26 protein-coding genes are annotated in these 24,142 nt (G+C 47.2%); 6 read left to right on the forward strand and 20 right to left on the reverse strand.

Going from position 1 to position 24,142, the window contains the following annotated elements:
• Positions 1–121: 121 nt before the first annotated feature.
• Positions 122–910 (forward strand): undecaprenyl-diphosphate phosphatase, encoded by a 789-nt coding sequence (locus AMS66_RS07160; protein WP_053780212.1) that lies wholly within the window; start codon positions 122–124, stop codon positions 908–910.
• A 208-nt stretch (positions 911–1,118) separates the two neighbouring features.
• On the opposite strand, the gene AMS66_RS07165 is transcribed toward AMS66_RS07160, so the two are convergent.
• The 5 genes from AMS66_RS07165 to AMS66_RS07180 all read right to left on the reverse strand — a co-directional run bounded on the left by AMS66_RS07165 (position 1,119) and on the right by AMS66_RS07180 (position 4,385).
• A complete protein-coding gene (locus tag AMS66_RS07165; RefSeq protein ID WP_053780144.1) occupies positions 1,119–1,445 on the reverse strand; it encodes a thioredoxin family protein in 327 nt (108 codons plus the stop codon).
• A gap of 84 nt (positions 1,446–1,529) precedes the next feature.
• Positions 1,530–2,438 (reverse strand): aldo/keto reductase, encoded by a 909-nt coding sequence (locus AMS66_RS07170; protein WP_053780145.1) that lies wholly within the window; start codon positions 2,436–2,438, stop codon positions 1,530–1,532.
• Between the two features lie 153 nt (positions 2,439–2,591).
• Positions 2,592–2,765: a hypothetical protein gene (locus AMS66_RS32955; RefSeq protein WP_181014096.1), complete on the reverse strand. Its 174-nt coding sequence runs from the start codon at positions 2,763–2,765 to the stop codon at positions 2,592–2,594.
• A 220-nt stretch (positions 2,766–2,985) separates the two neighbouring features.
• The gene (gene gpmA / locus AMS66_RS07175) at positions 2,986–3,729 is read right to left on the reverse strand and encodes a 2,3-diphosphoglycerate-dependent phosphoglycerate mutase (protein ID WP_053780146.1); all 744 of its coding nucleotides are present in this window, start codon (positions 3,727–3,729) and stop codon (positions 2,986–2,988) included.
• Positions 3,730–3,800: 71 nt separating this feature from the next.
• Entirely contained in the window at positions 3,801–4,385 is a 585-nt protein-coding gene (locus tag AMS66_RS07180) for a DUF420 domain-containing protein (protein ID WP_181014097.1), read from the reverse strand.
• 376 nt (positions 4,386–4,761) lie between these two features.
• Between AMS66_RS07180 and AMS66_RS07185 the strand changes: the two genes are divergently transcribed.
• Positions 4,762–5,952: a cation:proton antiporter gene (locus AMS66_RS07185; protein WP_053780147.1), complete on the forward strand. Its 1,191-nt coding sequence runs from the start codon at positions 4,762–4,764 to the stop codon at positions 5,950–5,952.
• Positions 5,953–6,098: 146 nt separating this feature from the next.
• Here the strand turns inward: AMS66_RS07185 and AMS66_RS07190 are convergent, their stop codons facing one another.
• The 10 genes from AMS66_RS07190 to AMS66_RS07235 all read right to left on the reverse strand — a co-directional run bounded on the left by AMS66_RS07190 (position 6,099) and on the right by AMS66_RS07235 (position 15,127).
• Positions 6,099–6,584 (reverse strand): DedA family protein, encoded by a 486-nt coding sequence (locus AMS66_RS07190; RefSeq protein ID WP_053780148.1) that lies wholly within the window; start codon positions 6,582–6,584, stop codon positions 6,099–6,101.
• Positions 6,585–6,597: 13 nt separating this feature from the next.
• A complete protein-coding gene (pssA, locus tag AMS66_RS07195) occupies positions 6,598–7,143 on the reverse strand; it encodes a CDP-diacylglycerol--serine O-phosphatidyltransferase (protein WP_053780149.1) in 546 nt (181 codons plus the stop codon).
• A 20-nt stretch (positions 7,144–7,163) separates the two neighbouring features.
• On the reverse strand, positions 7,164–8,969 hold the full coding sequence (locus AMS66_RS07200) for a sensor histidine kinase (protein ID WP_160319673.1): 1,806 nt from the start codon (positions 8,967–8,969) through the stop codon (positions 7,164–7,166).
• On the reverse strand, positions 8,918–9,598 hold the full coding sequence (locus AMS66_RS07205; protein ID WP_053780151.1) for a response regulator transcription factor: 681 nt from the start codon (positions 9,596–9,598) through the stop codon (positions 8,918–8,920). Before AMS66_RS07205 ends, AMS66_RS07200 begins: the two co-directional genes overlap by 52 nt.
• Positions 9,599–9,840: 242 nt before the next feature.
• Positions 9,841–10,653: a bifunctional hydroxymethylpyrimidine kinase/phosphomethylpyrimidine kinase gene (thiD, locus tag AMS66_RS07210; RefSeq protein WP_053780152.1), complete on the reverse strand. Its 813-nt coding sequence runs from the start codon at positions 10,651–10,653 to the stop codon at positions 9,841–9,843.
• Between the two features lie 104 nt (positions 10,654–10,757).
• Entirely contained in the window at positions 10,758–11,456 is a 699-nt protein-coding gene (locus tag AMS66_RS07215; protein WP_053780153.1) for an ABC transporter permease, read from the reverse strand.
• Positions 11,449–12,372, reverse strand: coding sequence for an ABC transporter ATP-binding protein (locus AMS66_RS07220; RefSeq protein WP_053780154.1), 924 nt, complete (start codon positions 12,370–12,372; stop codon positions 11,449–11,451). Before AMS66_RS07220 ends, AMS66_RS07215 begins: the two co-directional genes overlap by 8 nt.
• 128 nt (positions 12,373–12,500) lie before the next feature.
• The gene (locus AMS66_RS07225; protein WP_144424436.1) at positions 12,501–13,427 is read right to left on the reverse strand and encodes a sensor histidine kinase; all 927 of its coding nucleotides are present in this window, start codon (positions 13,425–13,427) and stop codon (positions 12,501–12,503) included.
• A gap of 2 nt (positions 13,428–13,429) precedes the next feature.
• Positions 13,430–14,149 carry a response regulator transcription factor gene (locus AMS66_RS07230; RefSeq protein WP_330219297.1) on the reverse strand — a complete coding sequence of 240 codons (720 nt, stop codon included), beginning with the start codon at positions 14,147–14,149 and terminating at the stop codon, positions 13,430–13,432.
• A gap of 135 nt (positions 14,150–14,284) precedes the next feature.
• Positions 14,285–15,127 carry a DegV family protein gene (locus AMS66_RS07235; protein WP_053780156.1) on the reverse strand — a complete coding sequence of 281 codons (843 nt, stop codon included), beginning with the start codon at positions 15,125–15,127 and terminating at the stop codon, positions 14,285–14,287.
• 304 nt (positions 15,128–15,431) lie between these two features.
• Between AMS66_RS07235 and AMS66_RS07240 the strand changes: the two genes are divergently transcribed.
• The 4 genes from AMS66_RS07240 (at position 15,432) to AMS66_RS07255 (ending at position 18,769) form a co-directional block, all read left to right on the forward strand.
• Positions 15,432–16,208 (forward strand): ABC transporter permease, encoded by a 777-nt coding sequence (locus AMS66_RS07240; RefSeq protein ID WP_053780157.1) that lies wholly within the window; start codon positions 15,432–15,434, stop codon positions 16,206–16,208.
• Positions 16,205–17,005 (forward strand): ABC transporter permease, encoded by an 801-nt coding sequence (locus AMS66_RS07245; protein ID WP_053780158.1) that lies wholly within the window; start codon positions 16,205–16,207, stop codon positions 17,003–17,005. The genes AMS66_RS07240 and AMS66_RS07245 overlap by 4 nt, the downstream gene beginning before the upstream one ends.
• Before the next feature lie 22 nt (positions 17,006–17,027).
• Positions 17,028–17,996 carry an ABC transporter ATP-binding protein gene (locus AMS66_RS07250; protein WP_053780215.1) on the forward strand — a complete coding sequence of 323 codons (969 nt, stop codon included), beginning with the start codon at positions 17,028–17,030 and terminating at the stop codon, positions 17,994–17,996.
• 95 nt (positions 17,997–18,091) lie between these two features.
• Positions 18,092–18,769, forward strand: coding sequence for a M14 family metallopeptidase (locus tag AMS66_RS07255; protein WP_053780159.1), 678 nt, complete (start codon positions 18,092–18,094; stop codon positions 18,767–18,769).
• Between the two features lie 121 nt (positions 18,770–18,890).
• On the opposite strand, the gene AMS66_RS07260 is transcribed toward AMS66_RS07255, so the two are convergent.
• From AMS66_RS07260 to AMS66_RS07280, 5 genes are all read right to left on the reverse strand, one after another.
• Complete coding sequence (locus tag AMS66_RS07260; protein ID WP_053780160.1) at positions 18,891–19,298, reverse strand: MerR family transcriptional regulator; 408 nt, start codon at positions 19,296–19,298, stop codon at positions 18,891–18,893.
• Between the two features lie 25 nt (positions 19,299–19,323).
• Positions 19,324–20,805: an alpha/beta hydrolase family protein gene (locus tag AMS66_RS07265; RefSeq protein ID WP_053780161.1), complete on the reverse strand. Its 1,482-nt coding sequence runs from the start codon at positions 20,803–20,805 to the stop codon at positions 19,324–19,326.
• 173 nt (positions 20,806–20,978) lie between these two features.
• Positions 20,979–21,425 carry a FixH family protein gene (locus tag AMS66_RS07270; RefSeq protein ID WP_053780162.1) on the reverse strand — a complete coding sequence of 149 codons (447 nt, stop codon included), beginning with the start codon at positions 21,423–21,425 and terminating at the stop codon, positions 20,979–20,981.
• Positions 21,426–21,444: 19 nt separating this feature from the next.
• Positions 21,445–21,897, reverse strand: coding sequence for a disulfide oxidoreductase (locus AMS66_RS07275; RefSeq protein ID WP_053780163.1), 453 nt, complete (start codon positions 21,895–21,897; stop codon positions 21,445–21,447).
• 306 nt (positions 21,898–22,203) lie between these two features.
• A complete protein-coding gene (locus AMS66_RS07280) occupies positions 22,204–23,832 on the reverse strand; it encodes a copper amine oxidase N-terminal domain-containing protein (RefSeq protein ID WP_053780216.1) in 1,629 nt (542 codons plus the stop codon).
• Between the last annotated feature and the right edge of the window lie 310 nt (positions 23,833–24,142).

A 24,142-nucleotide genomic window follows, 5' to 3' on the forward strand; every position in this document is an offset into this window, starting at 1 on the left:
TTGTGATCATAATAGATGATAGCCTTGTTCAAATGAACGGGCATTGTCAAGCAGGACAGCCTGTTTGCTGTCATCTGCATTTCAAGGAGGAAGAGAATTGGACTTTATATCATCGATTATTATGGGCATCATCGAAGGTTTGACTGAGTTTTTGCCCGTGTCCTCGACCGGACACATGATTCTGACCGCCCACTTGCTGGGATTATCGGAGGACAACGAGTCAGTCAAAACGTTTGAGGTGGTTGTGCAACTCGGAGCTGTACTTGCTGTCGTTGTGCTGTACTGGAACAAATTCATTGATATGTTCCGCTTCACCGGAGGCAAACGGAGCTACACCTCCCGTCTGAACCTCATACATATCTTCTTGGCGATGGTTCCTGCCGTGGTCATTGGACTTGTATTCCGGGACTGGATCAAGGCGCATCTGTTTGGTGCACAAACGGTACTGTACAGTCTCGTTATTGGTGGTATTCTGATGATTGTGGCTGAACGTTGGAGCCACCGAAGTGAGCGCATTACAACCCATGATGTAGACGATATTACGTATAAACAAGCATTTGTTGTGGGACTTTTTCAGATTCTCGCATTATGGCCAGGCTTCTCCCGTTCCGGTTCGACGATCTCCGGTGGACTGTTCGCAGGGGTAAGCCGGGTTGCTGCAGCTGAATTTACATTCCTGGTCTCGGTGCCGATTATGATTGGAGCCACAGGATATGATCTGTACAAAAGTATCGATCACCTGAATACCAGCGATTTACCGATCTTCGCGATTGGATTCATTGCCGCTTTTATCGTAGCCATGCTTGCCATCAAGACGTTCCTGTCCATTTTGAAAAAACTGAGTCTGACCGTCTTTGCAGTTTATCGCTTCGTGCTGGCAGCCGTATTCTTTTTCATTTTAATGATGTAAACATATCTTCGAGTCATGTAACAAAAAAACAATGGCGACCTGTTCCCTTCGGAACCTGGTCGCCATTTTTATTTTACGCAACCTCATCAACAACCCGATTTCGCTTCCACTTTAAACATTCCCTTCTCTTTTCCAATAGCAAAAACACCCCTTATCAGCGATAAGAGGCGTTTTGTATGACTACTGCGATCTAAACGAACTGATTCCGTTATACCTTGGACTCCAAAGTCTGCAGGTACTCTGAGATTTGAGTAGGCGTTTTTGCCCATTTGCTATGCAGATGCGCAATTTTCTTGCCGTTCTGGAATACGAGCAGGCTTGGAATGCCGCGTACACCGTTCTCTTCAGCAAACGGCAGGAACTCTTCTGCATCCAGGGCATAGAAGGTTTTATCTGCATGCTGGTCGATAACGTCCCCGATAAAGCGATCCAGGTTTTTGCAATCCGGACACCAGGTTGTATCAAATTTAATGACGGTAAGACCGTCAGAATTGATTGTATCGCGATATTGTTGCTCACTTTGAATTCTTTCCATATGTCTTCTCTCCCTTATTTGATTCTTTATGGTTGACCTTCATTGTACCTTGTATAGTTACAATTGAAAATAGGCTGCTAACGTTTAACGGTGCTGCTTGTACAGATTGGCGGGGCTAGACTCCCGTATTTCGTTAATCTCCGCAGCCGTAAGTGGTGCGGATTCCGATGCTGCGATATTATGCAATAACTGCTCTCTCGAACTGGCACCTGGCACAACAGCAGCAACAGCCGGATGCGCTAGCGCATAACGAATGGCCGTTTGAGCCATGCTGCGATTGTCTGTAACCAAACGGCTCAGTCCTTGGCGTATGGTATGCAACTCCTCAGGTGTATAATCCAGATAACCTTTATCTGCCTTGGCAGCACCAGAATCGGCGAGAACCCCACTTGCCACAGGTCCACGAGCGATAACACTAATGCCCTTTTGCTCCAATAAAGGCAGTACTTCCTCTTCAGCCCGGCGATCCGCTACGCTGTATTGATTCATCACGCCGACAATGGAAGCCCGTTGTACATATTCACGAATTACGTTAGGCCGGATAGAGGATATACCGTAATATCGGATAAGACCTTCCTGCTTCAGTTCCTCAAAGGCTTCGATCGTCTCTTCGATTGGATCATCCATTGTGCCGCCATGCAGCTGATACAGATCAATATAATCCGTCTGAAGCCGTTTCAGGCTGTCTCGTACAGCTTGTTTAATATAGGCTTTGGACGGGTCCCATGACCAGCCTTCTTTTCCCGGTATGCGACGATTTCCAACCTTGGTTGCCACAATGACCTGATCCCGACGTCCCTGAATGGCCTGGCCCACGATTTCCTCGTTTTGTCCTGCATCATACAGGTCAGCGGTATCCAGAAGATTAGCACCACGATCCAAAGCTTCATGAATCAGGGCTACGGCAGGTCTCACTTCGGTTCCAAGCGACATGCAACCTAGCCCAATTTCACCAACCATGAGTTCGGATGAACCCAGACGATTTTTCTTCATATGTTGTACATCCCCTTCCATACGTTCTGCAAGTTTCCATTGTATCATTCTTGCTGGCAAAAATCGCATATGACATATGAGCGCACACAAAAACCCGGGACCTTACCAGCTCCGGGCTTCTCATGCTAATTGACTCCTATACCAAAATCTATTTTAAATCACACGTGAACCTTTTTTGCTTCCATAAGACGGTTTTGAAGATGAACTTGAATTTTTCATCAGTCCTGATACCGTATTGAACAGCTTATCCCTTGCTTCTTTGTTCCTCATCAAGTAAGTTACGCCTGCTCCAATGGCTGTTACAATGATTCCACTTTTCTTAGACATATGTTGTTCCTCCTTCAGGATTAATGTACATCGTGTCTTGCTTGAGATTACCCTGTAGGAGAAAAACGAAACGTCTGATGCGATCGCTAAAATTAAAGAGTGAACCATTATAACGTAAAAAATGGCCGCCTGAATATTCAGGAGCCATCTTCTAACATGCTGTATAAGTTGAACTCATTGTTACTACAGTGAATTGTGCACGGTTAGAACAATTGTCCAATCAATCCGACGGTGGTGCGACATGAGTCATTTCCTCATGTTTGTACGTGGAACCATCCGCAGTCAGGTAAAAGTGACCGATCGGATGTAAGTCTTCATCCAGTTCATAAACCAACGGAATGCCTGTCGGGATATTAAGCGCCATTACGTCCGCTTCGGACATTTGGTCCAGATGCATGACGAGTGAACGGAGCGTATTACCGTGCGCGGAGATCAGTACCCTTTTGCCTGCTGACACAACCGGTTTGATCTCTGCATTCCAATACTCCAGTACCCGCTTCGATGTATCCATCAAATTCTCGGTACGCGGGATGGTGCAGCCAAGCCGTTGATACTTGTCCTGATCCTGAACATAACGATCATCTGTTTCGTCCAGGGCCGGGGGAGATACGCTAACAGAGCGTCTCCACTCCTTCACCTGCTCCTCGCCGTACTTCAGCGCAGTCTGCTGTTTGTTCAGTCCTTGCAGTGCCCCATAGTGACGTTCATTCAGTTTCCACGTCTTGGTGATTGGAATCCACATCCGGTCCATCTCATCGAGTGCAATGTCCAGTGTTCGAATGCAGCGTTTAAGTACCGAAGCATAGGCGTAGTCAAAATCAAAACCCTGTTCCTTCAGGATCTTTCCCGCTTTACGTGCTTCTCCGTATCCATCGGTCGTCAGATCCACATCCGTCCAACCGGTAAAACGGTTCTCCACGTTCCACATACTCTGTCCATGGCGAATCAATACAACTCTGTACATAAGTGTGAATCCTCCTTCCTTGAAATCATTACCCGCAGGGCGAGCCGGATATGCCCATGATATGTGAAATATTAATAGTAAGGTGCCATCATCAGATATACAACTACACCCGTAGAACTAACGTAGAGCCAGATTGGCATCGTCCAGCGAGCAATTTTACGGTGTTTCTTCAATTGATTCGTCCATCCCCATACCAGCGTGAACAGAGCAAGCGGCACAATAATGGCTGCCAGTATGCTGTGTGTAATCAGAATGAAGAAATAAATGGAACGAATGATGCCTTCTCCGCCGTATTTGGACGTTTCAGGAGATAGATAATGAAACGACAAATACGTAACAAGAAATAAAAGAGTCGTTGAGAATGCAGCAAGGATGAACCGTTTATGCAATTTTACATTCCGTTTGATGATTGCAATCAATGCCGCCAACAGAAAGATGAAGGTGAAGCTGTTGAACACGGCGTTAAACCGCGGCAAAATTGTAATGTCAAAGGCCACATCGCCTTTGTATCCGATAGACGGTGCAAAGAACAACAATAAAATAATGACGTTGGCGAGAATGGAAATGGTAATAATGAGACCTGCGAAATTTTTATTACTGGTCGGGGCAATCTGATTGGATTGAATGTTCGGGTCCCCTTTGTCCTGTTTGCCCAATGAAAAATCCTCCTCATATCCTAACTTCTATGTTCTATCTCATTATATCTTGCCATTTCTCGACTGTTAAGTGACAACACTCTGAACAAAAAGCCTCGTTAGGTACCTTTAAAGTGCCCTCTTAAGGCTATTTTCATCAAAAGCTCACCTTGACTAGTTTACCCCATCCTGTATTTGTGGTATAATTAATGCAATTAATCACATACGCGTTGAACTGGAGGAGCCTGTCACCAAGGGCCCTCCTTGTCTTTTTTCAGGCATAAAGCGGCACTCTAAACAAGCGCTGTTTTATGCCTTTTTCTGTTCTTAAAGCTTGGAATGATCCCCCCTTGGACAGGTAATCCTATAAACGCTACTGCTGGAGAGGAGCACACCTATGGAATTTATTTTGGTTCTTGCGCTTATTCTGATTTTCACCAAGTTGGCCGGAGATTTGTCGGTAAGACTTGGTCAACCGTCCGTATTAGGGAAATTAATCGTTGGTGTCATTCTCGGACCTGCTTTGCTCGGTTGGGTTCAACCGAATGATTTCATCCATTATATGGCCGAAATTGGGGTACTGCTGCTCATGTTCATTGCCGGACTTGAGACCGATCTGGAGCAATTGAAGAAAAACTGGAAGGCTGCCTTTGCCGTGGCCGTGGGGGGTATTATTTTACCTTTTATCGGGGGATACGGTTCGGCAATAGCCTTCGGCATGTCGCAGACACACGCTTTGTTCTTTGGACTTTTGTTCTGTGCAACATCCGTAAGTATCTCTGTCCAGACGTTGAAGGACATGGATCAGTTAGGCTCACGTGAAGGCACCACGATTCTGGGTGCAGCTGTTGTAGATGATGTCCTGGTCGTGGTCATTCTCGCTGTCATGATGAGTTTGCTCGGTACTGGTGCAGGAGACACATCAATCCCTCTTCTCATTGGCAAAAAGCTGCTGTTCTTTGTTATTATTATCGCTGCCAGTTGGTTCCTTGTTCCACGCATCATGAAGTGGATGGCACCGCTGAAGGTCACGGAGACCGTCATTACCGCGGGCTTGATTATCTGTTTCGGATTTTCATACTTCGCGGAGTGGATGGGTGTTGCCGGCATTATCGGTGCATTTGCGGCGGGTATCGCCATCTCCCAAACAAACTTCAAACATGAAGTCGAAACCAAATTGGAGCCGATTGCCTACAGCATTTTTGTCCCTGTATTCTTTGTAAGTATTGGCTTGAATGTTACCTTTGAGGGTGTCGGTTCACAAATTTGGTTCATTGTTGTCATCAGTCTCATCGCCATTGTTACCAAGCTTCTTGGCGGAGGAGCAGGTGCGCGTCTAACCGGATTTGACCGCTCATCCTCCCTTGCCATCGGCGCAGGCATGATTTCACGAGGAGAAGTGGCTCTTATTATCGCCTCCACCGGACTCGCTTCCGGATTGCTCGACCCTGAGTATTTCACCAGTGTGGTCATCATGGTTATCGTTACAACGCTAGTTACACCACCTTTGCTCAAAATCACCTTTGCACGCAAAAAAGGGGAAGCCCGTGTTGAGAAAGGTATTGAAGACTCCCATTTAAGTGGGTAACAAAAATTTTATGTATCAGCTCGCCGTAGCAATACACGGTGAGCTTTTTTTATTTTTCAATAGAGTTGATTAATACATAAACAAAAAAAGACCCCTTTACATGCAAAAGGTCTTTATCCTCGCCTGTTATAACAGGCTGTCCCATTTTAAGTTAACACACCCACGTAAAAACCGATCGATATAAAGACCACACACCATATAAACGCCCCAATGCTGGAGACAAGCACGTATCGCCCTATGGCCATGCGGCTGATCCCGGAGAAGCAACACATCAGATGACGAATACCTGGAATGAAGTAGCCCAGTATGATGGACCAGTACCCGTATTTCAAAAACCAGGACTCCACCCTGCCCAGCCGTTTGGCGTTGACCCCGACCCATTTACCATACTTCTCAACCAAGGGCCGACCGGCCTTCTTGCCAATGGTGTAACTTAGAAGTCCTCCAGTAAATGCTCCGCCAAAACTGACAACGATGGATACCGAATAATTCAGCACCGAGATGGAGGCGAGATAACCGACAAAGGTCATCATCACCTCATCCGGAATAGGCATGCCAATCACGCCAAGAGCCAGCAGTCCGTAGATTGCGAAATAACCATATTGACCAATAAATTCTCTTGCAAATTCCATACTGACTCGCTCCTTATTTCGGTTCCACAATATCCTTCTCATGGGGGGCTAGCACTTGTTTTAGAGACGGGAATCGGATTTGGCTAACCATTAGACCGGATAATACGATAATGACAAGATAGGCTACACCATGAGTGAAATAAGGACTCCAGAGCGCGAAAAAGGACATCAGACCGCCTGCAAACGTAATCGGCATGCCAACAAAACCATGGCTTGCTGTCTTCTGGCAATTATAACGGGCGAGACGCAATGCACCACAAACTGGGAATAATGCCGTCAGCGCCATACCCAGCGCATTTACTTCGTTCATGGAGTTCAAATACAGGATCAGCACGGGTGCGGTCCCGAACGAAATGACATCCGCCAGTGAATCCAGCGCTTTGCCGAACTCACCTTCACAATGCAGCTTACGGGCAGCGAACCCGTCAAACAGATCAAAGAACATCGCTACCCAAATCAGCGTCACAGCCAACGCAAACTCGCCATGGATAGCCATTATGACAGCCAGCATGCCTGAAGTTAGGTTGCCCAACGTTAGAATGGATGGTAAAGATTTCATAGACTTGACTCCCCTTCGTACTAAGCATTAGGAAAATTAATATAAAAACGGACTCCATTCGTCGTGTTCTCCACGCCATAACTGCATCCGTGCAAATCAAGAATCTGCTTCGCAATGGCCAGGCCGAGCCCGGTTCCCCCCATTTTGCGATTACGCGAGCGTTCCACACGGTAGAATCTTTCCCAGATGTACTGGCGCTCCGCTTCCGAAATCTGCTCACCCTGATTCTCGATGGAGATTCGAACCTGCCCTTCAGGCCGGCTGATCTCAATCATAATATCGGTCTTGGGAACGGCATGACGTATAGCATTCATCATCATATTGTAGATGACTTGCTCTAACTTGCTGCGGTCTCCCTCAACGGTCTGCTCTGTGGTGGAGACCAATACGACATCCAGTTCCTTTTCCTTCAGTTGCGGACCCAGACGTCCGGCAATATCTTCAATCATATCTCCAAGAGCTACTGCATCAGTGTTGAGCTTAATCGCTTGGGATTCCAGCCGTACCAGATCCAGCATCTCTTCGACCATCGTTTCCATTTTGACCGCTTCATCGGCAATGATCTCGATGTAACGCTCACGTTTGCTCTCACTGACCCCATCTTTCAACCCTTCGGAGTACCCTTTGATGATGCTGATTGGCGTTTTGAGCTCATGGGATGCATCGGCAAAAAATTCCCGTTGACGCTGTTCAATACGCTGCTTCATTTCCATATCAGTACGCATCTGACTGTTCGCCTGCCTGAGCTCTTCCAAGGTCTGACCCAGTGTCGTCGACAGCGCGTTGAGACTATTGGACAGACTGCCAATCTCGTCATTGCGGCGAATTGGCGATTTCACCGTGAAATCAAGGGTGGACATCTTTTTGGCAACATGGTTTAGAGCAAGCAACGGCTTGGTGACAATTCGGGACAGGAGGAGTGAGAGGAACACAATGAGTACGAATGCAGCAATACCAAAATACGCATAGAATAATTGTGTTGCTTCACTCGCCTCCCTCATCTCCTGCAAGGACGTCAGAGAAAAAATGAGCTGCTGCTGGGGTCCTGAGCTGTGCACCGGAGCAATGGTAAGCACATTCCGTACACCACTCCAGCTATCGGTCCATTCCTCATTAATCATTTTTCCATTAGCGAGACTTAGCTGGTCCTCCGTAGATAGAGGGAAGCGGCTATCCAGCGCCTGCACGAGCAGACCCTGTCTCTGGCTCCATGTCCCCAGGTTGGGAAGAACAACTTCCTTGAGTGTTCCCGACCATACTTCTACCGGTTCTGTTAACTCCTGAAAATCTTCTGTTCCTCTGACGACGGAGCTCTGGTCCTGTATCTTGAGTGGATAAACCATAGGATCACTCATGCCACTTGCCGACCCTGTTACAGTCAATTGCTGGCCATATTTCAAGTGTGAAGCAAGCCAACCTGCATTTTCACTGTTGATAAACAACGACAGCGATACATTTACCTGCTTGCCATCCTCTTGCTGAAGCACGATATGGAATGGATCGTTGATCAATTTGCCTGTATTCGTCAGAATGACCAGATGCGACTGATTCTGTCGCATGAACTTTCCGGTTTCCTTCGCCAGCTGCACATCGTTCCAATGTCCAGTCGAGTATTGTTGTTCGAATTTCGTTAATTTTTTCTTAATGCTGCTGATTTTCTGATGTTGGTAAAAGTCCGGGAACCAGACCAGCTGGGCAATCACCGTTGTTCCATATAAAAGAAGTAGAAATCCGGCCATGACCAGAAACAGTTTCATCGTTACACCGTTACGTCTCATGCCTCGGCCTCGAATCGATAACCGGTACCAATAACGGTTCGGATACACTTGGCTTCATCCCCAAGCTTGCTGCGAAGCTTTTTGATATGGGTATCCACCACACGCGAATCTCCCTCAAAATCATATCCCCATACCCGATTAAGAATGGCATCACGGGACAGTACAATTCCCTGATTACGCGTTAAATACAGCAGCAGGTCATATTCTTTGGGAGCAAGCTCCACTTCGACTCCATCTTTCTCAAGCCGTCGTGCCCATGGATCGAGTGTTGTACATCCAAACCGGATCACGCTCTGTTCCTTGCTAACCGCACCCTCTACCCGCTTCATTAATGTCTCTGCACGTGCCACCAGCACACGAGGACTGAATGGCTTCGTCACATAATCATCCACACCGAGCTGAAAGCCATGAATCTTGTCATCATCTTCCGATCGGGCAGTCAGCATTATAATAGGTACGGTCGACTGGGATCGAATATGCCCACAGAGGGTCCATCCATCCATTTCTGGCATCAGCACATCCAGAATGACCAGATCCACTTCATGCCGTGCCAGCAATTCCAGCGCCTCCACCCCATGTTCTGCTTCAATTACGTTCCATTGTTCTTTTATGAAATAATCGGCCACAATCTCACGAATGCGGCTTTCGTCTTCCACCAGAAGCACTGTTCTGACCATGGCCGACTCTCCTTTTAGCATTCTGTTGTTAACATAACGATTCCGTGTGTCGTCCGTGTGTCCAGCCATGTTCTGGAATGAACTCCATCTTATATACGATTAATATATACCAAAAGTTACTAAATTCCATACGTTTTCGCACAAAAAGAAGCCGTCAACGAGCAATCCCCTGCTCATTGACAGCTACTTTCGGCTGAAACCACGCTTTTTCTCCACGATTACACACTACACGTGCGCACCGCTTAGCGTTGATTCTCCAGTCGGTGTGCTACATGCAACGTTGGGCCAACAAAGCGGTTCAGCGGGAATCCGCCGGCAATCGCTTTGGTCACGAAGGCTTTACCTTCACGAACAGCCTCTTTCACGGTAAGACCACGCGCCAAACCTGCGGTAATTGCCGCAGATGTGGTGCAGCCTGCACCGTGTGTATATCCGGAGCCAACAACATCGGCTTCAAACCATTCGTAGTTCGTTCCGTCATAGAGAAGATCCATCGCTTTGCCCGGGTTAATAACGCCTCTGTCCTTGATCAGGACATGTTTCGCCCCATGATCGTGAATGACAGCTGCTGCAGCTTCCATCTGCTCCTTGGAGCGGATCGGTCCGCTTTTCGCCAGCTGCGATGCTTCGAACAGATTCGGGGTAACCAGATCAGCACCCGGCAACAGGAATTCGATCATTGCTTCTGTATTCTCAGGTTGCAGCACTTCATCCGTACCTTTGCAGACCATGACCGGATCGATAACGATCTGTGGCAGTCCGCTCCGGCGGATGTGCTTCGCAACCAATTCAATGATGTCTACAGAACCCAACATTCCCGTCTTCATTGCATCAAAACCGATACCATCCAGAACGGTACGCAATTGAGCCTCGACTACATTTAATTCCACAGGAAAGACCTGGTGATCCCACGTATCAGGCTCCATCGCCACAACGGTAGTCAGCACAGTCATGCCATACACACCAAGCTCCTGAAAAGTTTTCAAATCTGCTTGAATCCCAGCACCGCCGCTCGTATCCGAACCAGCGATTGTTAATGTTTTTGGAATCGTCATGGTAGTTGCATTCTCCTTCGTCCTTCAGTTGACATTATCCTATCCCTTGTACGAGCAGATGTCAATGGCATGTGAAGCCATACGGAGTATGGTTTCCAGAGGAATCAGTTCACATCTTTTGTCTCCAGACGAATCATGGACAGCGAAGCAATCCACAGTCCAATCGCCCCCAGTGTCAGTGGAATCACGATAAGCGTGTTGATGGAGAACGTAGGCCCGTTGAATCCTGAACATACTACAAGTACAAGCAGAATAGATGATACCAGTGTGGTCGTGACTGAATGTTTACGCATCCCGAAGAATAAAGGAATCAGGGCCATGCCTGCAGCGGAGAGGGAACTAACGGTATACTTCAGCAACAGTACCACTGCATCACGCATCGTCAACGTGTCGGGAATGAAGTCATAGAAGTGGTTTGCCACAACTAATAATGCCCCCATCAGCACATCGGTAAACAAAATCATCATGAAAGTAAAAACAAACACAATAATCAATTTGGCAGCAATGATTTTATGCCTTTTGATCGGGTAGGTAAACATGACATTCATCGTTTTATTTCGATACTCACTGATAATCAGTTTCGCTATCAACGCGCCCCCAAAGATGATAAAAACGGCTCTGGCGAACGTATCTATTAACATGAAGGAGACTTGATAATTGGCAAAGGCGTTATCTTCTGCGCCCTGATCGGTGAATCCGATCAGGATAAGAAACAGAATCAGGACAAGATTGGCAATACCTGCCGTTCTGAAGTTCCGGGCAAACCGATGTTTGCGCAATTCCAACTGGATCAGTTTAAGCAACGTCGTCATCCCCTTTCATTAAGTTCATGAAGTGTTCTTCCAACGAATGTGCCCGTTTGAAAATGGATTCGATCTCAATGCCATGCTGGATCAGATTGCCTGTCAATTGCGATGGAGCAATGCCCGGATCATAGATGCGTACCGTATGGTCATCGATCATTTTATAATTTTTCAACCCCAGCTGATGTTCTATCACATAGGTCGCTTTACGCGGATTCAGCGTTTGCAGCTCAATGTACTCGCTGTGGCTCCCACGAATGCTGTCCATTGATACTTCCTCGACCAGACGTCCATTGCGAATAACCCCAACAGTGTCTGCAACCTGTTCAATTTCTCCGAGGATATGGCTGGAGATCAGCAAGGTAATGCGATACTGGGAGCTGAGACGTTTGAACAAATCGCGCATCTCCTTAATTCCTACGGGATCGAGCCCGTTGATCGGTTCATCCAAAATGAGCAGTTCCGGAGTTGTGATAAGCGCGCGAGCGATGCCCAGACGCTGTTTCATCCCCAGAGAGAAGTCATGGACCGGCTTTTTGCCCGTGTCCTTCAGACCTACATTTTCCATCATATTGTCAATGACCTTTTTGTTGTAGAATCCCATATATTCACAATGAAGCTCCAGATTTTCCTTCGCGGACAATTTATCGTAGAAAAAAGGATATTCAATGATGCTGCCCATGCGCTTCAGCAGTTCATAGGACGTAGGCGTGAGCTTTTCCCCGAACAATTCAATCTCCCCTACGGTCGGTTTGACCAGATTGGTGAGCATCTTCATCATTGTTGTTTTCCCCGCTCCATTTGGACCCAGGAACCCGTAAATCTCCCCTTGCTTGATTTTCATATTGACGTTGGATACAACCTCTGTACCTTCATACGTTTTGGTCACACCTATAGTCCGCGCAATATATGTCATGTTCTTATTCTCCTTTACGTTCGTCCCTGACGGGTTCTTATATCTGTATTGTAAAGAGAAAAGTCTTCTTTTTTATTACTCAAATCTTACAAAAACCTTAAGCTTAAATCGAGAGTCTAAAAATGCATTTAACAAGGAATTAGAGCAACCGAGAATATTGTCCGTTCATAAGATACACTATGCAGCTCAATACTTCCGCCCATACGCTCCACCAGCCGCTTCGTAATGGTCAGACCCAGACCACTGCCCTGATAGAGACGGTTGCGGGAATCCTCCAGCGTATACATGCGTTCAAATACACGGCTGTGCTCCTGTTCAGGAATGCCCTTGCCTCGATCCCAGATGCTAAGCGTCACCTGTTCTCCTAATGAATAATCCAGTGAAAGGCCAAGCACCTTGCCATCTGCTCCATATTTCATGGCATTGGTGATTAGATTATCCAACACACGGTCCAGTGCTTCCTCATTGCCTTTCACGAAAACATCATTTTCCGGAATCGACAGCTCCACTTGCAGACCCAGATTCGTTAACATGTCATAAAAAGAGAGCATCTTCAAGCGACACAATTCGCTTACATTGACCCTGGTCAGTGTAAGCTCGGTATCCCCGGACTCCAGTTTCGCCAGGTCAAAAAAGGAGTGAATCAGACGCAGTACCTCCTGCGCCTTATCCTGGATTTTGCCAGTCATAATCACGCGTTCCTGATCTGTTAGGGAGGTGCTGTGCAGCAGTGTTTCACTATAACCAAGCACAACCGTAAGCGGTGTCTTCAGATCATGTGAGATGTTGGAAAGCATATTACGCATTTCCTTTTCCTGATTGGCATAACCTGCCATGGCCCGATGGGCATGATCCAGCAGCTGATTCATGTCCTTAAGTAGCTGGCTGATTTGGGGATCACTGTTAAAGACGAGCAGGCGCTCAAACGTGCCTTTATCTATGATATCGTTCAATTTCTCGTGTATGTATGTTAGATGGGTACTGCGTTTATGTAGCCTTACGCTCAACAGAATGACGACAAGAGCCAATATCCCGGTAGAACAGGCCAAGATCAGCGTCACGCCTGGTCCACCTCCAGCTTATAACCGATGCCCCACAATGTCTTGATATACCGTGGGTTGGATGGGTCAACTTCCAGTTTTTCGCGCAGACGGCGCATATGAACATTAATGATATTCTCATCTCCGTAATAATGATCGTTCCAGACAGAAGCGTAGATTTGAGCCTTGGTAAATACTTTGCCAGGGTGGGTGACAAACATTTTGAGAATGCCAAATTCCTTGGAAGTAAGCTTTACAGGTATACCATCACGCTCAACCTCATACGTTTCCGTATCGACCACAAGTCCGCCAATGTGAATGCGCTGTGCCTTGAGAGCGGCTGAAGGTACAGGCTGTGCGGTATAGTTGGCACGACGAATAGCCGCCTTGATACGTGCGGTCAGCTCGATCAATGAGAAGGGTTTGCTTAAGTAATCATCCGCGCCGAATCCAAGTCCAAGGGCTTTGTCCACCTCTCCATCCTTTGCAGACAGGATGAGCACAGGCACCAGACTGGTGGCACGGATGGTCTGGAGCACTTCCATACCATTTTTGTGTGGCAGCATCAGATCGAGAATGACCAAGTCATAGCCTGATTGTGATTGACTGAATTGACGTTCCGCCTCCAATCCGTCATATGCATAAGAGACGTCATAACCCTCTTTTTCCAAATAAGGACCGACCATTTCACTAATTGAGCGATCATCTTCAACAAGCAGCAAGCGATAACTTGACACCAGATTCCCTCCAACATGAATGTTTTCCTTTATTACCTCACAGTTTGCATCAATTGGCAATGAAATACGAAAAACCCGGCAGGATCGCCACTTCATGTTTCAAAGTGAACCTCCTGTCAGGTCTCATTTACAACCTTATACCGTCTCGCTTCGTATCCAGCACAGTCCGATCGTTCCTGCACCTGCATGAATTCCTACCACAGGGATAAAAGGCATAATTTCTGTTTTTAAACGGGGAAGCAAATCTGCAATCTGCTGTTTGATTGTAACGGCTTCTTCCTGATTATTCGCATGCATAATACAAACATGTTTTACTTTCCCCATATCCACCTTAAGCACATCCAGCATGCGCTGTTTGGCCCGTTTAAACGTACGTATTTTCTCATTCACAACCACTTTGCCCTCTTCAAATCGTAAGAGCAGATGAATTTTCAACAATTGGCTAAGGATAAGCTGGGTCCCCGACACACGACCACTGCGGTGAAGATTCTGGAGACTCGCCGGAATGAGGTAAAAGGACATGTTCTCTATCATCTGTTCGATATGAATTTTGATCTCGGATGCTGAATAGCCTTGCTTCTGCCATTCCAGTCCTTGCAAGATCATCTCCCGCAACGGATATGCACCTGCTCTGGAATCAATGGCGGTAATCGTCACACCTGCGATCTCGGCAGCCTGCATCGATGTATGCAACGTTCCGCTAAGTTCAGTGGAGCAATGAATGGTAATGATCTCATCGTACTGGCCTTTCAACGACTCATACAGTTCAATAAACTCGCCAATCGGCGGCTGTGAACTGCTTGCCCGTGATGCCTCGCCAAGTTTCTCATAGAACAGTTCCGACGAGATGTCCTCCGTCTCCCGGTAACATTCCTCTCCAAATACAATGCGCAGAGGTACGATGTAAACATGATTCTGCTCAGCAAATAGCGGATCGAGTGTGCTCGTACTGTCCGTGACCCATGCAATTTTCCTCATTCCAACCTTCTCTCTTGCCGGATTGTTAAGCTGTATCCTCAATCGTCAGGCACATGCTCGGCGGATTATTTAAAATTTGAATAGTTTATATTGTAAACGTTTGCGTTCTTGCCCCTCAATTATAAAGGAACGGACAAACCGCTGTCTTGTGGCGCATTGTTGAACAGCCTCATTTCTTCCGGTATATGCCAAAAAAATGTCTTGCCTGTGAAGGAATAAATTGGTATGCTGTTGTCCTTCTCTCTTTTTCGCCTTGACTGAAGTGAACGGGACCGCCGTTCAACCAACTTATCGGAGGTGTCACATGCTTTATTTCACTCTGGCTTCCAAAGCCTACTCCCGGAATCTGCAATACCGCGGTGCCCACATGGTACATAACCTGGCAAGCGCCATGTTCGGTTACATGTATGCCTGTCTCTGGATCGGCATCGGGGCCGACCACTCTCTCGGAGAATACGGGACACAGGGGATGGTCAGTTACATTGCCTTTACGCAATCCTCTCTCTGGATCTCGGGTTTTCTCACCAATGGACTGGGTATTCCACTCACGGTAAGGACAGGGCAGATCGCGCTTGATCTCATGAGGCCGGTTCATCTGTTTACCCACCTGATGGCACGTGAATGGGGGCAGGTTGCCTACCAGTTCGTGTACAAAAGCATTCCAATTTACTTGCTCTTCTCCATCGTATTTTCTCTGCAATGGCCCTCAGAAGCTTCAACCCTGCTATTTGCCGCAATTGGTCTTGCCGGCGCATCCTATTTATCCATCTGTATGAATTACATTATTGGCGCCACCGCGATGTGGACTACGGAGTCCTCCTGGCTGCATTGGGGCAATCACGCCATGATGAATCTGCTCGCTGGTTTCTTCATTCCGCTGGAATGGCTGCCAGACTGGCTTGAACGAATTGCCTGGTTATCTCCCTATCCTTTCCTGCTCTATGTCCCGACCCGAATCTATCTGGGTTATGAAAATGGCTCCTTGTTATGGGGAACCTTGATTTGGTGCGTCCTCATGACATTCGTCTGTCTGGCGATAACCCAGGTACTACGCCGTAAAGTGGAGGTGCAGGGCGGATGAAAACAACTTCCTGGTTCTCTTTATATAAAATGCTCATTCGAACAAGCATCCGCAGTCGGATGCAATACAAGTTCAATTTCATCATGGGCTCCGTTCTGGCCGCATTGATTCAAATCTCCGAGTTTCTGATGGTTGCTCTGGTGCTGCACAAATTCGGAGCCATTAAAGGCTGGTCTCTTCATGAAATTGGTTACCTCTTCGCGATCATGACCCTATCCAAGACACTATATCGAACGTTTGGCAACGAAGTGCATCATCTGGAAAAATATTTAGTCGGCGGCGAACTCGATCAACTGTTAACCCGACCCATGCCCGTATTGCTGGCATTACTGCCACAAAACTTCCGCATCATGGCTGGTGAAGTGTTACAAGGCGGGTTTATTCTCTGTTGGTCTCTGGCAGGCATCATGCATAGCGGACAGATCGGCTGGACTGTCATCCCCTTCTCTCTGCTCGTCATCCTGACCGGAGCCATTATTCTTTTTTCGATTGGGCTTGCCACGGCAACGCTTGGATTCTGGACCACACGTATTGAGGAGCTGCAGACCATCACTGAGGATGCAGCGCGTACGGCTGCTCAATATCCCCTGACGTTGTATCCCAAATGGATGTCTGGCATTCTGCTGACCGTAATCCCGGTAGGTTTCGTCAACTATGTTCCGTCACTCTATCTGCTTCGCGGCGAACTAGGTGCATGGGTTCTTGTTGCCATTGTCGTTGTGGCCGTCCTGAGTCTGGCCGCAAGTCTGCGTTTCTGGAAATTCGGTTTAACCAAATATCAAAGTACAGGTAGCTAAGGAGGAGAGTATCGTCATGACTATGATTATAGCGCGGCATCTGCAAAAGGAGTTCAAAACACCTGTGGTACGCGAGGGCCGGTTCTCCGGGCTTCGCACCTTGTTTTCACGTGAATATCTGTCCAAAGAAGCGGTTCGAGACATTAGCTTTGATATTGGCAAAGGAGAGTTTGTTGGATATATCGGCCCCAATGGGGCTGGCAAATCCACCACGATCAAAATGCTGACGGGTATCCTTCATCCGACCTCGGGTGAGGTATTGCTCGATGGCATGAATCCACACCAGGAAAGACGCCGCACGGTTGGACGCCTCGGTGTCGTGTTCGGACAGCGCAGCCAGCTCTGGTGGGATCTGCCCGTGAAGGATTCGTATGATATTTTGGCCGAGATGTACGGAGTCCGTGCCGAGGACAAAACGAAACGATTAGCCCAGTTCGCCGAGCTGCTGGATCTTGAATCATTCTGGGCCACACCTGTCCGCAAGCTCTCGCTTGGACAGCGGATGCGTGCTGATCTGGCAGCTTCCATGCTGCATGACCCGGAACTTCTTTTTCTCGATGAACCGACGATTGGACTGGATGTGAACGCGAAGCGGAACATTCGTCAATTTCTTCGTACATTAAATGAGGAGTTTGGCAAAACGATTTTGCTGACCACCCATGACATGGACGACATTGAGCAGTTATGCAGTCGCGTGATGGTAATCAACCACGGTCAGCTTACGTATGACGGATCGATCCCTTCCCTGCGGGATGCCATCGGTCTGCCAACGCTTATCCGGGTGACATACCGCGGTTCGTTTCATATCCCGGATGCCATATCATCCGCCATTCAAATTACAAGGGCAGAGGGCCAGATCGTCACTGTCGAGGTGAACCGAAAAGAGTGGAGCACGATGGACATTCTGAAGCAGCTCGAGCAATGGGGCGAGATTGAAGATGTTGAGATGAAAGAACCGGATTTCGAGGATATTATTCATCGGGCATATTGACTGGCCTATTTTATTCAGATCTGGATGAGGGCCTGTTCGAATGCCGTTACATGCGGGAGGGACATGACGTAATGTAATAACGGAGGTGAAGTGTCATGCTTGTGACCAAACACACACTCGCTGCATCCAGTGCACACGCCACTCCCTATTACATCGTTCGAGGCATGAATCACGGCCCTGTCATCATGATTACATCCGGAGTTCACGGAAACGAAACCGCGAGTATGGCTGCTGCACAGAAGCTCGCAGATGACTGTATGACAGGGCGGCTACACGTGCTTCGCGGACTCCTCATCATTGTTCCACGGGTGAATCAGAAGGCTTATCGAAACAACAGCCGAGGAAAACCTGATTTAAACCGCATGTTCCCCCGTCAAGTCTCTGGGAAAGCCAAACATCCGCTTGCTTCCGCCGTCTTCCAGCTTGCCCGTCAACATGGACCGGACTGGTGGCTGGATCTGCATGAAGCCAACGGATTATCCCAACGCAGCTCACGGGTACTGGGACAAACCTTGATCACCAATCCAGGCAGCAGGGCTGCTCCGGTATGCAAACGAATAATAGGGCGAATGAATCGTTCGATTCCCATTCGTGACAGGCACTTCAACCTGAAGCAGCACGAGTTGCCCGGTTCAGCACGAACAGCCGCAGCTCGTCTGCTGCAAGCGCGCTCGGTTACGGTGGAGACCTGCTGGAGTCTGAACCGTTCGGACCGGATCAAGTATCAGACGGAAATTGTCCACCATTTCCTGCGCGAAGCAGGCTTGTTTTGAATCGTTATGAAAGCCGGAAACATAAAGACACCTTCAAAGATATCTCTCACGCCAGACGCGTCAGAGATGATACTTTGAAGGTGTTTATTGGTTAAAGGGTTATTTTATGAATGAAGTTACCTTACGAATTCTCATCTTCCTTATTGATTCGGAAAGATTTAATATAATTGTGAATATCGTGCTCTGGTGTCATGAGCAGCCCGGCAAGAAGCGTCTGCATCTGCTGCAGGTTATCGATATGCAACTGGATCTCAGCAATTCGGTCACGTACGAGTTCTTTTAATGCTTCACTCTCCATGTCCTCCTGACTGAGCAGCTTCAACGTATCCTGTATTTCCTTTAAGGAATAACCCAGCGATTGAGCATCCTTAATGAATTTGATCTTAACCAGATAATCCTCGGTATACACACGATATCCATTGGACGAACGACGGGGAGCAGGCAGAATACCGCTGTCCTCGTAATACCGAAGCGTTGCCATGCTCACACCCGTACGTTTGGCCAACTCTCCTCTTGTCATCGTTTTCATGCCTACTCCTCCATCCTTCTACGCATTAATCCGCCTGCTTGCTGCGCAGCTTGGTATACTTGGTATCATAGGTGGCCTCGGGGAAACGGACTGCCGGCCCTTCCAGTAAAGGCTGCTCCTCTTCCCCCTTTAAGTAACGGTCAAAGAATGCCAATGTATACGATCTTGTAATGTCCACATTATGCTCAGGCGTCATGCCCTTGGCAAACATTTTAGGTGAAATTAACGGGATATCCGTGAAACTCTGATGGAAGAAATGATCCACGGTCAAGTAATACGTGTCATTGAGACTGCTTGTCATCACCCGATCCAAATCCGGTTCAAACTCGGGATAAAATACTTTATCCTTGGCAGCGGCATTCGGGTCCAAACTTTTGGCTGTTCCACCCGACATGATATACATAAACGGCTGTTTCAAGGCTGTCGTGGATACGGTCCCCCAGAATCCGCCTTCCAAACTGAGTCCTGCTTTGAAACGGCTATCCTGCGCCAGCGCTTCCGCTGTTGTCGCACCACCGTAGGAGTGACCAAAGATACCGACATGATCCAGATCAAGTTTGCCTTCGAGCAGTTGATTCGGATCATGTTTATTCCACTGGGTGAGCGTATCCAGTACAAAGCTTGCGTCAGCTGCACGAATACCAACACCTTCTATATTATGTTGATATAGTTCCTCTGACGTTGGATAGTCAGGATCCGGCTCATAAGAAGCAACATGTCCATCCGGGAATGTCACTTGAGCAGATGTATATGGATGGTCGATTCCAACAACAATGTAGCCGTGGCTTACAAGTTCCTCAATCGCGGTCATACTTTGAAAGCGTGCTGAGCGTATTCCAGGTGAGAACAGCAATACTGGATATTTGCTCTGTGCGGAAGACACCCCAGCGCCTTTTACAACATGCGTGGGAATCGTGTCAAGGTAACTGAACACCATCGGTGGAATTCCAAATACGAGACTGATCGCCTCTCCCAACTCGGCAGGATAATGCTCGAGCGGCAATCCTTCGGCTGTTTCCTGGTCTACAGGATACCAGACATTGATCATCAGTTCTCGCTTATCACCCGCTTCAGCCGTCTTGGTCTCTTCCCGGGTTTCATCCGTTAGCTGCTGCGAATAGGTGCCTATGGCGAATGAACCTGTCGGTTCAGGCATCGTGAATGCAGGGAAAAGCGACGTCAACACCATTGAACCTGCGCTGAGAGCCAGGACCAGAATGGATGCCAAAATGATTTTGAACCACGAACGACGTTTCTGTTTCTGCATATTTTGAATATTGTGCCCAGACGTCCACAGTTGAACAGCCAATACAATTAGTATAACAAGGGCCACGATATAGGTGGGCAGCAACTGCACACGAAAATGATCAATTACCCTATGCAACAGAATTGCCAGTACCAGTGCCGACAACGTACCGACTTTCACTGCCCGACGTTTGGTAGTCGTCAACATAACTACTGCGCTAATAACCGTCACGATGACTAAAATCCATTCCAAAATTCTCATTGACCTTACCTCCAACATGTTGTAATACATCAAGGATAAACCTTGAAGTATACTTCAAGGTCAAGGTAGAAAAACGAGAAACATACATTCATGGATTACACGTGCAAAAACCCGATAAACGACGACGCCAGAAGTGGCTTGTACGTACACATTATCGGGCTGTAATCATCGATTTATTCTTCCACAGTTACCTTCGTTCGGGGCATGGTATGCATTGCACCAGCAGTGACATGGACCTGAACGATATAGACTCCGGATTGCTCAAACGTATAGCTTGCTTCATACAATCCTTCACCTGCTGATTTCGCGGTGATTGCTCCCTTGGCTTCAAGTTCTTCTGAACTCATCATACCTTGTTCCAGAGAAGGTGCCTCAGGTTCGTCCTGTTCATTCCAGATCTGAAACTGCACATGGTCCGCATCATTCACAGGCTGCCCCCCTTGTGTAAGCTGGATTTGCAGGGCAACATTTTTCTTAATGGACACCTTGTCCGGTACCATGAGCTTTACCCTGATCATCTCCGGCATCTCACCCGACTGGGACTGCTTCTGTTCCGAACACCCTACAATCAGGAGGGTCAGAATGATGAATGGCATGAACCAACGGACTTGTCCGTTCATCAATTATCTGTCCTTTCTTTTATAAAGAAGATTTTGGTGTTTTGCCAATTCCCCACAGCATAACAATAATGATGATAAATGCGATCAGTGCAAGCAAAGGAATGGTAATGAAACCAAACCAGTTCAAGTAATCGGTATAACACGGAATTTGGCCGCATGCCACTGCACTACCCGTTGCCGAGTAGATACGCTGAATCGTCACATGGTATAGCGAGATCCCGCCTCCGATGAAACTGAGCGGAAGAACATATTTGGTGATGCCCACGTCATCCTTGAAGTAGGCAATACCCAGTAAAATCGTTAACGGATACATGAAGATCCGTTGGAACCAGCACAGATCACAGGGGATATATCCCTTAATCTCACTAAAATAAAGGCTGCCTCCAGTCGCAATGACTGATACGGCCCAGGCAATAAACAGACGGGTATCAATATTTTTTGCCCGTCGCTCAGGCTTTGAAGCTGTGTCCATCCGCTTGAACCCCCTCTTCTTGTTTGATCATACCGAATAATAATACAACATACATGACTCCAACGGGCTAGTGATTACGATTATGTACAGTCCATCACCGCATCCTGATAAATAACATGTTGCAGTGAGGTTGCTGACTTCCTTGATTATACCAAATATTTGAATATTTTGATGTGGCCTTTTTGCGTCCAAGTTATACAGATTGGATTGCAAGTTCACCAAGTAAAATGAGGTGGAGCCGCTGAAACGACAAAAAAAAGCTGCCGTATGGGGCAGCTTTTTTCGTACTTCTTTTATGAATAGTAATTACATGGATTTAGTCAGTGTGATAGAGCCATCTTTTTGAGCCCATTTTACATCCCAGCCAAGAAGCTCAGCGATGAAACGCAGTGGTACTTGCGTACGTCCATCTTTGTTAACAAAGACCGTTGCTCCAACGTTTTTCTTCATATCGTTCACTTCCATAACGTTGTTGTTTACCCAAAATTCCAGTGTATCCTTACCAGCCATTACGGTTACTTGCTGTGCTTTTTTATCCCATTTCACGGTTGCACCAATTCCTTCGCTCAGGAAGCGCAGTGGAATGTAGGTTGTGTTCTTCCAAAGCATTGGTGTTGTATCCATGTTGGTTGTTTTGTCATTGATTTTCAGCATTTTGCTGTTCAGTTGCATCCATACCGTTGTTGTATTGGTTTCGGGCATTGTCGGTGTAGTGGGTTGCTCTTGGAATTTGTCGTTGAATTGAGTCACGATTGCATTACCAAGGGCTTGACCTACACCAAACATGACTTTGAATCCTTCATGGTTTGTTGTGTACGAACCTTCGTAGTTAGCCGCAGCATATTGATCCAATACTTGTTGCACTTGCTTCTCATGTGTAGTCAGTGTTTGTTGTCCGGCAGCTTTTGGCAGGTTGCCTGCTGTTGCGGAATCCAGGAATGTAGCGAACTCCGTCGTGAATCCGTCAATACGTTTCTCAACAGCTGCACGAGCCGTTGCATCATTGTTTTTAACAGCTGTTACATAGTCGCTTTGTGCATTCACATGGTTGGTTACCCAAATTTTTTCGAACGCATTCGCACCGTCGTTACCGTAAATGGAAGCGATCGCTGCTTTGAAATCCGTTGTGTTTCCAGCTTCAGCTGTAACCAGTGCATTCGATGCTGCTGTGCGGCCATCATATTGCTCTTGCATCTGCAGAGCCGACAGAGCAAAATGCTCGGAAGCCAGGTGATTCAACGCTGATCTCAGATCAGCTGCTGGTGTATCTGCTTTGCTATTCTCGAATTTCTCAGGCATTTGTGTTGTGATTGCTGTGGAAAGTGCTTTACTCACGTCGAACATTTCTTTGAAGCCCTCACGATACGCTTTGTATGCATCTGAGTAGTCACCAGCGACATATTCATCAAATACTTTTTGCACGAGATCTTCATGTACTTTCAAAGCATTTTTGGCTGCTGCTTTTGGCAATTTTCCTTCGGTTGCTGTGCTCAGGAATGTAGAGAATTCTTCTACAAAACCATTGATGTTATCCTGTGCCTGTTTGATCCCAGCCTGGTTGCCCATTTTAGTTGCTTTCACAAGATCGTCTGTATATTTGTTATGAGCACGGAAGATGCGTTCGAATTCTTTGGCTCCTGCATCACCGTAAAGGGAAGCGATAGCCGGCTGCATATCCAATGCATTTTGGTCGAGTGCTTTGTAAGCTGCGTCCGCATCTTTTGCTCCGTCATATGCCTTCGCCATTGCGGTTACTGCGAGTGCAAAGTGTTCGGATAACAGGTGATCCAGGCTCGCTCTCAGGTCAGCAGCAGGTGTATTGACACTTGCCTTCATTGTAGTCATTGGTGTCTGTGGTGCTGCTGCAGCCCCGGCGATTCCTGGCATCAGAAGCGTCAAGCTCAGCATGGGTGCGATAAATTTCTTCATTTTCATTTTCATTACGTGTTCACTCCTCGGTTAGTTTTGTTTATCCTTTGTTTCCTCGTCCTCGTCTTCATAGGGTGTAACGCAGGGTTCTTCAATCTGGATCACTCTCTGGGCAAAAAAAATCGCAGCCTCCTTCCAGGAAAGCCGCGAATACGCGCCACAACAAGGTTTGTCTCAAATTTAAAATTTTAAAATTATAGTGATCCGTTCTATCCAGCACTGCATGCATACTGTAAGTAAAGGACTTTATTTTCCTATATTTATCAATAAAAGCTTACATCCAAAGTGAACCTGAAGTACAATGAACAGAACGATT

The organism is Paenibacillus xylanivorans (assembly GCF_001280595.1).
Classification (GTDB): Bacteria; Bacillota; Bacilli; order Paenibacillales; family Paenibacillaceae; genus Paenibacillus; species Paenibacillus xylanivorans.